This window comes from Alkalihalobacterium elongatum (assembly GCF_019024285.1).
Taxonomy (GTDB): Bacteria; Bacillota; Bacilli; order Bacillales; family Bacillaceae_F; genus Alkalihalobacterium; species Alkalihalobacterium elongatum.
The window spans coordinates 114797-125736 of sequence record NZ_WMKZ01000009.1 but is presented as its reverse complement, the minus strand read 5'-3'; the positions used below and the strand labels follow the sequence as shown (position 1 = coordinate 125736).

Annotated in this window: 10 protein-coding genes; all 10 read right to left on the bottom strand. The window is 35.3% G+C overall.

Annotated elements, in window-relative coordinates:
• Positions 1-98: 98 nt before the first annotated feature.
• Complete coding sequence (locus GKP30_RS11950) at positions 99-887, bottom strand: crotonase/enoyl-CoA hydratase family protein (protein ID WP_216829673.1); 789 nt, start codon at positions 885-887, stop codon at positions 99-101.
• Positions 888-917: 30 nt separating this feature from the next.
• Positions 918-2489, bottom strand: coding sequence for an acyl-CoA synthetase (locus GKP30_RS11945; protein ID WP_216829672.1), 1572 nt, complete (start codon positions 2487-2489; stop codon positions 918-920).
• A gap of 96 nt (positions 2490-2585) precedes the next feature.
• Positions 2586-3107: a TRAP transporter small permease gene (locus tag GKP30_RS11940; protein ID WP_216829671.1), complete on the bottom strand. Its 522-nt coding sequence runs from the start codon at positions 3105-3107 to the stop codon at positions 2586-2588.
• Between the two features lie 27 nt (positions 3108-3134).
• Positions 3135-4451: a TRAP transporter large permease gene (locus GKP30_RS11935; RefSeq protein ID WP_236035055.1), complete on the bottom strand. Its 1317-nt coding sequence runs from the start codon at positions 4449-4451 to the stop codon at positions 3135-3137.
• Between the two features lie 56 nt (positions 4452-4507).
• Complete coding sequence (locus tag GKP30_RS11930; protein ID WP_216829670.1) at positions 4508-5677, bottom strand: type 2 periplasmic-binding domain-containing protein; 1170 nt, start codon at positions 5675-5677, stop codon at positions 4508-4510.
• A gap of 1103 nt (positions 5678-6780) precedes the next feature.
• Positions 6781-7377 carry a response regulator transcription factor gene (locus tag GKP30_RS11925; protein WP_216829669.1) on the bottom strand — a complete coding sequence of 199 codons (597 nt, stop codon included), beginning with the start codon at positions 7375-7377 and terminating at the stop codon, positions 6781-6783.
• Positions 7374-8507: a sensor histidine kinase gene (locus GKP30_RS11920; RefSeq protein WP_216829668.1), complete on the bottom strand. Its 1134-nt coding sequence runs from the start codon at positions 8505-8507 to the stop codon at positions 7374-7376. The genes GKP30_RS11925 and GKP30_RS11920 overlap by 4 nt, the downstream gene beginning before the upstream one ends.
• A gap of 226 nt (positions 8508-8733) precedes the next feature.
• Positions 8734-9774, bottom strand: coding sequence for a fatty acid desaturase (locus tag GKP30_RS11915; RefSeq protein WP_216829667.1), 1041 nt, complete (start codon positions 9772-9774; stop codon positions 8734-8736).
• Between the two features lie 519 nt (positions 9775-10293).
• Complete coding sequence (locus GKP30_RS11910; RefSeq protein WP_216829666.1) at positions 10294-10584, bottom strand: DUF6509 family protein; 291 nt, start codon at positions 10582-10584, stop codon at positions 10294-10296.
• A 62-nt stretch (positions 10585-10646) separates the two neighbouring features.
• The gene (locus GKP30_RS11905) at positions 10647-10844 is read right to left on the bottom strand and encodes a hypothetical protein (RefSeq protein ID WP_216829665.1); all 198 of its coding nucleotides are present in this window, start codon (positions 10842-10844) and stop codon (positions 10647-10649) included.
• Positions 10845-10940 lie beyond the last annotated feature (96 nt).

Here is a 10940-nt window from a genome sequence, read left to right as displayed (position 1 = left end):
ATGAATTCAAGTATATAAAAAAATACCTGTAGATAAAACACTCTTTTTCAAGTGTCCTAACTACAGGTACCAGTTTACCCCTCTCCTTTCTCTTGTTCTTAACAGCCCTTCCAATTCGGTTTTCGCTTTTCTGCAAACGCACGAGAACCTTCTATTACATCCTGTGAATTCATAATCACACTCATATGATCATTGTTAATTTCCCATGCTTCTGGTGGGTGATCAAGAGAACAATCAAGTCCTCGGTAGATCGTTTCTTTACTAGCCTTAAGTGCTAATGGCGCATTTTTACTTATTTTTTGAGCGAGTTCTAACGCTGCTTTAACTACTTCTTCATGAGGAACCACTTTATTCACTAAACCCCACTTCAAAGCTTCTTTAGCAGTAATTGGTTCACCTGTTAAAACAGCTTCCATCGCGACTTTTAGAGGGATTTGACGTGGTAAACGAAGAAGTCCACCAGCACCAGCGATAAGTCCACGTTTCACTTCTGGTAAGCCAAAATTAGACTTGTCTGAAGCAATGACTAAATCACAAGCTAATGCAATCTCTGTACCTCCACCTAATGCAAAGCCATTAACTGCTGCAATAACTGGTTTTGAAACAAAATGGTTCACGATACCAGCAAATCCCCACTTTTCTCCTCCTGGAGGTAGAATACTTCTTCCAGAAGCAATTTCCTTTAAATCTGCGCCCGCACAAAAAGCTCGGTCACCTGCGCCAGTTATTACAGCGACCTGAAGATTATCATCTTCAGAAAACCGCTCTAATGCATGGCCAACATCCTTCCATAATTGAGCATTCACTGCATTCATTGCTTCAGGGCGATTTAAAGTAATTAAAGCGACTGGCCCATGTTGTTCAAAAAGAATAGCTTCGTAGTTCAATAGTGTGGAACCCCTTTCTTATTATAAATCTTACTGTACCTTTTCATCTCTACTACTATGTGAGTTCTTTAGTACGTATTTCAACACCTTACCAGAGGCGTTCCGCGGAAGTGCATCTAGGAACTCAACATGTTTAGGTTTTTTATAAGAGGCTAAATGACTCGCACAATATGAGATAACATCTTGTTCAGTTAAACTTTTACCAGGTTTAAGAACAACATATGCTTTTACATTTTCACCCCACGCTGGGTCAGGAACACCAACTATAGCAACTTCTAAAATATCAGTATGTTTATAGAGAACATCTTCAACTTCTGCAGGATAAATGTTCTCTCCACCACTAATAATCATATCCTTCTTCCGGTCCATTACGTAGACAAAGCCTTCTTCGTCCATTTGTACGAGGTCACCACTATGAAACCATCCACCTTTAAAGGCTTCTTCAGTTGCTTCGGGATTATTATAGTATTCTTTCATTAAAGTAGGTCCTCGGTAAACGATCTCACCTACTTCTCCAACAGGTACATCATTCATATCTTCGTCTACTACTCTAACTTCTACGTTTATAAATGGACGTCCCACTGAACGTAACTTCCGAATTGCATCTTCTGGTTGTAGAACCGTTGTAGCTGGGCTCATTTCAGTTTGACCAAAAACATCAAAAATACCAGCATTTGAAAATAACTTCATTACATTTTCTTTAATCTCTAGTGGACAAATTGCTCCACCAGTCATACACGTTCTCATCGAAGAGACATCATATTCCGTTACATTAGGTACTTGTAATATGAAGTTCCACATTGCTGGAACAAGGAAGAGTGTATTAATTTTTTCCGTTTCTACCGTTTGTAGGACTTTCACAGGATCAAAGTCTCGATGAACATATGTCGTTCCCTTCACTAAACAGATAGTTACTAACGAATTCATTGCTGCTACATGGAATAACGGTGTTACAATAAGTTGATTACACTCATACTGAAGCTTAAATTCCCATATGCAATTCATACCGTTCTGGTACAGGTTTTTATGAGTAAGAACTGCGCCTTTTGGACGACCAGTCGTTCCAGAAGTATAAACGATCATACAACCATCTTCATCTCGAAGTTGTTCAACTGGTTTGTACTCACATTGAGCATCAAAGATAGAATCGTAGTTGATCAAATCATCTGTTGAATTTTCTAAACCTACGACAACAACCTTTTCAACTTTTGGGATTCGCTTACGAATTTCTTGAATGACATCCACATATTCCGCATCAATGATGAGAATTTTAGAATCAGAATTATTGACGATGTATTCAATCTCACCAGCAGCTAAGCGGAAGTTCATAGGTACTCCAACTCCACCTGAAAGTGCCACACCAAAGAAAGTTTCTATAAACGGAAGACCATTTTTTAATATAAAGCCCACTTTTTCATTATGTGTAATACCCTGTTCTTGAAGCCAGCCAGCCATTTGGCTAGCCTTTTCTTCCATTTGTTGATACGTTACACGAAACCCTTCATATACAAAGGCGTCTTTATTTGGCGACTGTTGTGCAGCTCTTTTTAAACTTTCTCCAACCAACTGTTGTCTGGATAAAAACAATGTAGAAGAACTCATTTATTCACTCCTCATCTTTTTATATAAGGCGCTGTTGATGGTTTGTGTCCGTTACAACAGACTCCTTTAACAGCGCCTAGAATAAAGTAATTAATCTCAAGTAGTACGGCTTGAAAACGGCTTTTTCATAAGTTCTTTAATAATGTTGAAAACAAGTTCAATCGTAAGTAGGGCAAAACCTAAAGGAACTAAAAAGAGAACTGGATAAAGCGGATACATCTTTCCGCCAGCTGGGAATGTAACACCCGCTTGTAATCCTTGAATAGCATACCTCCAAGAATAATAGAAGATTAAAATCATCACGAATATTTCAAGAAATAGTAGGAACAAGTTAATAATGTATTGAACCTTTCCAGATAGTTTCTCTACAAACATCGTAATTTTAGGCATTAATCCTGAAGAGTACGTTATTGCTATAGCTGGAAAAACAGCTAGTGGCATTAAGTATCTTTGAATAATCTCATAGCTTCCAGATAGAGATGCACTAAATACATTTCTTAGCAACACATCTACTACAATAAACCCCATCATTAAGAATACTGCGATACCAGCAAGGATAAGTCCGCCATTCTTAATTACATTAAAGCCTTTATATAGAGCGTCAATTTTTCCCTCCAATGTTTTCACATCCTTTTATCTTAAAATTTACATCGTACTAGGCAACCAAGTAATAATTTGCGGGAAAAGAAGTGAAAGCGTAACAACCACTACCGTAACAGCAACTGCAAAAATGGTCGTATGCCTAAACAACTTTTCAATCGGTGTTTTCGTCACACCCGAAACCGCATAAACGCACAGTCCAACCGGAGGCGTTAACATACCTGCTGCTCCAACTACACATAAAAGAATACCGAATTCTAATGCACCTAACCCTGCCATTTCAGCTAAAGGTAGTGTAATTGGAACTGTCATTAAAATAACAGCTGCCCCTTCAATAAACATAAATAAAATAAAGTAGGTTGCAAGTAGTAGAATGATAACCAGCATTGGAGTGGAAGCTAACGGCTCTAATAACCCCATTAATTTTCTCGGCAGCATTGATAAAGATACGAATCTCGCAAATACCGCTGCCCCAATCATGATGAATAAAACCATACATGTTATTTTTACAGTGCTCATAAAAGATTCTTTTATAAACGTTTTATTAACTTTTCCTAGTAAAAAGGCGGCAACTAAACTTACAAATGCCCCAACTCCACCAGCCTCTGTAGGAGTAAACACACCTGCATATATCCCACCAAAGATTGCACCCATGATTACGATACTAGCAATAATTGAAATAATATATTTTGATTTAGGAATTTCCTCAACTACTGTAGTTGCTGCTACTTCGTTTACAGCAACTCTTCCTTTATTTGATAAATGGAACATAATTGAAGTACAAATTACTAAAACGAGTACTGTTAAAATCCCTGGTATAATAACTGCCATAAAGAGAGAACCAACTGGTGTCTGCGTAATTGCTCCATAAATAATCAATCCAATAGATGGTGGGATTAACGTTGAAAGAGTTCCCGCAGAGGCAGCGATAGCCCCTGCGAGATCTTCAGAATAACCATGTTTTTTTAATTCAGGAACAGAAATTTGTCCTAGTGTAGCAGAAATAGCTGTTGCAGATCCAGACACTGCCCCTAAAAATCCACCAAGAATGATTGTAAATACTCCTAAAATTCCTGGCTTACCACGGGACATTTTAAAAACGAGGTGGTACAAATATTTAACAATATCAGAATGCATTATAAACTGGGACATTAATACAAATAGAGGTATTGTCGTTAATGCATAACTTGCTACCCTTGTAAAAGGATCCGTTTGTAAAATACCTGTAAGTGGGCCAATACCACCAAGTAAGAAAATTCCTAGAATCCCTGTCACTAATAGAACAGTACCTATTTGTAAGCCTAGTAGTAAAAGGGCGATAAATACTACGAAGAATATCGTTAACATAATTGGATCTGCCAAGGAAAATTCACCTCCATTAGTATAAGTTGTATATTAAAGCATTCTCTACTAATTAATTATTCAAGATCTCGAACTGCATCTGGTACATCTCCACCAGCTTCGATAATTAAGTCTCTCCATAGTTTTGCTACTTCTTTTCCAGGAGAACCTTGTGCTTCAATTAACTCGATCCAATCCAACCATGTTTTTTCCATCGCCTGAACAACATGGTCTCTTGTTTCATCATCTAAGTCGTTAATCGTTTTAAACACAACTTCTCCTTCAACAAGTTCACGTACTTCAATATCTTTTGCAACCATATAGTCATTAGCTTCTTGAGCTACTTGTAATTCTTTTGCTGCAGTATCCATAATTTCTTGAATATCTGCTGGTAAACTATCCCACTTTTCTTGTGTCATACCTAATACAGAAGTAAAGTGTCCAATATTTGCCCCTTCAAGTACATATTTAATTAAATCTTGGAAGCCCCAAGACATCCAATCACCAACCGTCATTAAGTTACCATCTAAAGCACCTCGGCTTAACGCGTCATAAGAATCTGTTTGGGGCATGCTTATAGAAGTAGCACCAAGGTTCGTAATAAACATCTCACTTAAACGTGCACCAGTACGAATTCTTGCGTTATTAAAGTCTTCTGGTGAATTAAATTCTTTTCCAACTGTATTAATAACGTAAGCTTCACCTGCATTCATTGCCCAAGCTTTTAATCCATTTGCTTCCATTTCTAATTCGTAGAATGTTTTACCGTCCTGAAGCTCACGGTCGCTATATACTAAATTGTGGTAGGCATTATTAACGACTTCTGTACCTGAAGCTGTTAATGGGATCATCGTAATTTCCGATAATGGGAAACGGTGTGGATCATAGAGGTGCATAACAGGAAGAGCAATATCAATCGTTCCCGCATTTAATGCATCGAATTCCCCACCTAGTGGAACTAACTCCCCACCTGTAAACACTTCAAATTGAACACGACCATTTGATTCTTCCTCTACTCTTTCCATCCAACCATATACGAAAGACTCTAACCACACATGGTGGGAAGGTAATCCCGAGGATGCTCGTAAAACAATTGTTTCTTCTGATTGGTTATTAGTTGCATCATTATTATCATTGCCTTCATTGTTTTCATTTGGAGCAGACGATTGGTTAGATGAGCAACCGATAAAAACCAATGCAATTAAAGAAAATACCGTTAATAATAGTCCCTTTTTCATTTGTCTCATTAATAAACCCCCTGTTTAACGTAATCTTTTAAATATTCGGATATTTAAATCTAGAAATGTTCATTTTAGTGTTAATTAACCGCATCTCGTAAGCGCTTTCATTTCAAAGAATTTAATATCACTAATTCTCATTGTAATAGTGTCGGCATCATTATTATTACATTCACTTGTATAGTAGTAGTTTGTTTATACCAAAGATCATTTCATTTTAACATGTTAATTATCACTATCAGCTCAACAACATTCAACTATTTAACCTAGACTTAGATATCATATTTTCAATATCCAGAAATCCCCCCCATAAATTATTTCATTTTCGTGTGATAGCCATGATTTTATATCTATTCAATTCTAAACTGCAAAAAATTAGTTTAGAAGAATATTCTAGAATATTAAAATAAAATTAAACTATGTTCAAATGTTTTTCCTAATTTTATAATTCTTTATTCATAGGAATATTACCTCTTTAATTATAAAAAAATTTAATTTTTAAATTCAGGTTTAAATATATGGATATAAATGGTATATAAGTTTACTAGTGTTGAGACGTTAACTTTGATTTTTTAGGAGAACAAGGCCTGTTTCATAGAGTATGAAGGTTAAGGGTATAGATTGGATTACATTTTCTGTTAATGTACAGTGTTTAATGTAGATACAAACGAAAGTCACGCTTATAACATTCAATTTGTATTAGCTAAATAAAATTCTAGTAAAGAGGATAATTTAAACATTTGTTCAAATACAAAATACCAAGTTAATCAAAAGTCAAAAAAATATAGATTTCACTCTAATAATAAATTTGGAAGTTTTTTCAATCTCTTCTTTTATCGATAAATTAGACAACATGTTGAAATTTAATCCTAATTTTATTAGAAAATTCAAACAATATCAAGAGGAAATAGAAAATTTATTGAAATTATTTTATGTTATTATATTTATATAAAGCACTGTTAAAAGAACCATGTTAATTCTGGACTGATTACTGATAAAAGTAGAATTAAACATTTCACACATTGGAGTCTAAAATCACGTATATCAAAAATTTCTTTTAACAAAGATCAATAAAAAGACGGTTCTATTATTTATAGAATCCGTCCAGTAAATTATTTAAACCATCCTTTTTCTTTAGATTGTGTAATGGCTTCAATCCGATTTTTAACTTCTAATTTATCCAAGATCGTAGAAATGTAATTACGGACTGTACCAGTCTTAATGCTTAATTCTTGTGCAATTTCCTTCGTGTTTTTTCCATCAGCAACGAGTTCTAATACCGCCTTCTCTCTCTCTGTTAATGGGTTTTCACTATATAAATCATCCATTAATTCAGGAGCATACACTCTTCTTCCAGCCATTACACCACGTATGGAACTCGCCAGCTCCTCACTCGGACTATCCTTCAGTAGATATCCACTCACGCCTGCTTTTAATGCGCGCTGAAAATAACCTGAACGAGCAAAAGTAGTTAGGATGATTACTTTACAAGCTAATCCCTTCAACTCTTCCGCTGCTTCTAAGCCACTTTTTTCAGGCATCTCAATATCCATAATGCAAACATCTGGGTTATGTTGATGAACTAAGTTTATAGCTTCTGTTCCATTTGAGGCTTTCCCAACAACTTCCATATCATCTTCCAAACTTAATAACGAACCTAGTGCTCCTAATAACATCCGTTGGTCTTCTGCGATGACGATACGAATCATAGTGACTCCTCCTTTTCCATCTGCTTAATTACTCTTGGTACTTTCATCTTAAGCGTTGTTCCTTGGTAAGAATTAATCTCTAAACTACCATTCACAAATTCGAGGCGCTCCCTCATTCCTTGCAAACCGCTACCTTTATAAAAGTCCTCATCCTCATTCATGCCAATGCCATCATCATGCACTGTAATACAAATTTCATTAGCGAATGGAACGATTGAAATAAGACACTTTGAGGCTTTGCTATGTTTAACTACATTTGTAACTGCCTCTTTCATACACATACTCAAAATGTTCTCTAAAAATAGTGATACATTAACTAATGGAGCTTCTTCTATTTCATATTCAATTTCAGCTGCTTTAAGAATTTGTTTCACGTGAATAATCTCTTCTTTAATGCGGATGCCACGCATTTGTGAAACCATTTTTCGCACTTCATTAAGAGCCGTACGTGCTGTTTGTTGCACATCTTTTAATTCTTCTCTAGCATGCTCTGGGTCCTTATAGATTAATTTTCTAGCTAAGTCACTCTTTAAACCAATGAGTGACAGCCTCTGGCCTAGCGTATCATGGAGATCGCGAGCAATGCGTTGACGTTCTTCTTGCTTTACAAGTTCAGCAATTCGTTTATTTGCATCCTCTAACTTCTCTTCAAGCTGATCCTGTTTCTTTCGATTATAAAGATTAAATGGCAGAAGAATAACACCAATCCAGACAATGATAATGAAAGGTAACTGCTTTAAAAAAACGTCACCATTCATGACAATTGTATAGTTAATTGCAATAGTAGTGAAAACTAAATGAATGATATACAGTGTTAGAAAGGCAATTCTATTTTTAATATTTCCGTTATAGTAGGCAATATAAAAAGCAAAATAAATAAATTGAAACAGGACCGTCATCGTAATTGAAATGGAAATTAAAATACCTGTCCAAACATATACTGGCCACTCCTTGGACATAAAAGCAAATCGATACGCTATAAAGAACAATATAGTCAAGGTAATCCCAGCAATAATTTCTGGTGTAGATGAAGATTGAAAGATAAAGTAGAATGGGAGAATACTAAAGCCACTCCAAATATATGGAGTTATGCCCGAATTCTTTTGAAGGCTTTTTAGCTTTTTTAACATAATAGAAACCTCATTTTTAACATCGTCTTTCTAACTATATTATCACAAGAAAAGCGGAAGTGTCCTGGTTAGCGTCTCGAGGGCGCTAGAGCTAGACAATAAGAAAAGCGACAGTGCCCCGTTTAGCGGCGTATGGACTGGAAGTTATACCTTTCCTATCACTAATATAAAAAAGCAGCCTCTTCTTTCGTAAAAAAGAGGAGGCATAAACTTTTAATTTAAACACTTACTTTACTGAAGCCGAAACTTTTGGTGGATTTAATTTCTTTTTCGCTTGTAGCTGTTTAAGTTCTTTAAACCCAATGAACCTTTTATTTTTTTCATCCCAAAGACGGAAATGAAGTGATTTTAGGCTTGAGCGGATAGTAATTGTCTGTACGTCTTGTAATGCCTGATGGTTATTATGAACCTCTTCAAGCTTATAATTAGGTACACGTGGACTGAGATGGTGAATGTGATGAAAGCCGATATTCCCCGTTAACCATTGAAGTACTCTCGGCAATTTATAGTATGAACTTCCCTCTAGTGCAGCTTTCACATAATCCCACTCTTCTTCGTTTTCAAAATACGAGTCTTCGAACTGATGCTGAACATAAAATAACCAAATACCTAATGATCCTGATATTAAAAAGATAGGACCTTGAATTAAAAGAAAAGCCTGCCAACCAATTGTCCAGCATAATACTCCAATAATAGCTACGATAGAAACGTTTGTAACATACGTGTTAATTCTTTCTTTAAGTCTAGCATCTTTCGCATTAAATCGGTAATCAATTAGAAATATATAAATTGGACCTAACACGAACATAACAAATGGATTTCGGTAAATTCGATAACCCAGCTTACGCCAGAAAGATGAACGAATATATTCATCAACAGTTAATACCCAAACATCTCCTATACCTCTTTTATTTAAATTACTGCTCGTTGCGTGATGGATAGAATGACTATGTTTCCACTGTTCATACGGAACAAAGGTCATAATTCCAGTTATTGTACCGAGGATTTGATTGGCGCGTCGATTTTTAAAGAATGACTGATGACAACAATCATGAAAAATAATGAAGATACGAACTAAGAACCCTGCTGCAACAACACAGATCATAAACGTTAGAACATAAGAAACTGAAAGGCTTAAATAAGCGAAGATCCATAAGATAAAGAATGGGATCAACGTGTTAAATACTTGCCAAACACTTGCTTTTGTATTGGACTTCTCATAAGGAGCAATTTGCTTCCTTAACTGACTATGATTTTGTTTTGACATTATTTTGTTCACTTCCTCATTGTTTCATTATATTTACAGCTTAAACGTTTTCAACAAAGTCTTGAAGACATACATGTCACATAAAAAACATGATAAATGTCATATATCAAAGTAAATAAATAACATATTTAGAAAGATACTACAAAAAATCAAGCTCTGATTCAAAACTACAACTTCCAAAAAAGGCTGTTTTTACAATCTTTTAGATAGGCTGTTTTCGTAAACTCTGTTGCTATTAGACCGTTTTTTGCACATAAATTAGCCCTAATGGACAAATTCATTTGTCCATCTGGCTAATTTATGTGCAAAAGCTTCACGCTAAAGCGTGAAGAACCAAGCTTACGCTTGGTTAACTGTCCAATAGCTTAGAGCAACAATCTTTGAGAAAAGAGCCTTTAGATACTACTAGTGCTCCCAAAAGTTGGGACACTATAATCTTTAAATTAGGTTTATAAAAAAATAAAAAAGACTGACATTTTGTCAGCCTGCTTCACGAGTTTAAAAGCGCCTTTATTTTTTTTATAGAGCCGTTTCAACTTGTTGCTTACAATAATCAGTAATGAACGCCTCTTCGTCCTCTTCTAAGGCGAATCCAAGTGGCTCATCTGTTGATTTTTCATGAAAGTGGTATTGTACAATACGCCCTTCTTGATTATTAATAGCAAATATTACTCTTAAATATAATCCATTTTCTGTATGTAATTCATCATCTTCTTCTACTTCAATAGATAAAGTAAATTCGTATCGTTCGCCCATTAGTATCCCAGTCGTATCCTCAATCTTTTCAACTGCATGTCCTGTAATTTTCAATTTACATCATCCTTTCTTTAACTAACTAGACCAAAAAGGTGTTAACTATCATTCTTTATTCTTTACATTTTTTTATTACTTAACGCTTTTTGTTTTTGCATAATTTGATGAGATTTTTCTATAATATCTGTTAAAACATCGCCTTTGTAAACTCGACCAAGCTTTGTGTTTTTTTGATAATACTCGACAATCTCTTCAAATTGTTTCGCTGTTTCGCTACTAATCCTTACATTTAATTGAACTCTACTTTCTTCACTCAAAACCTTACCCTCCTCTATCAGCAAGCACTTTGCTACCCTATACTAGCAACATGATATCTAACTGTTATTTTATATGATTTACCGTAATTTGCCTAA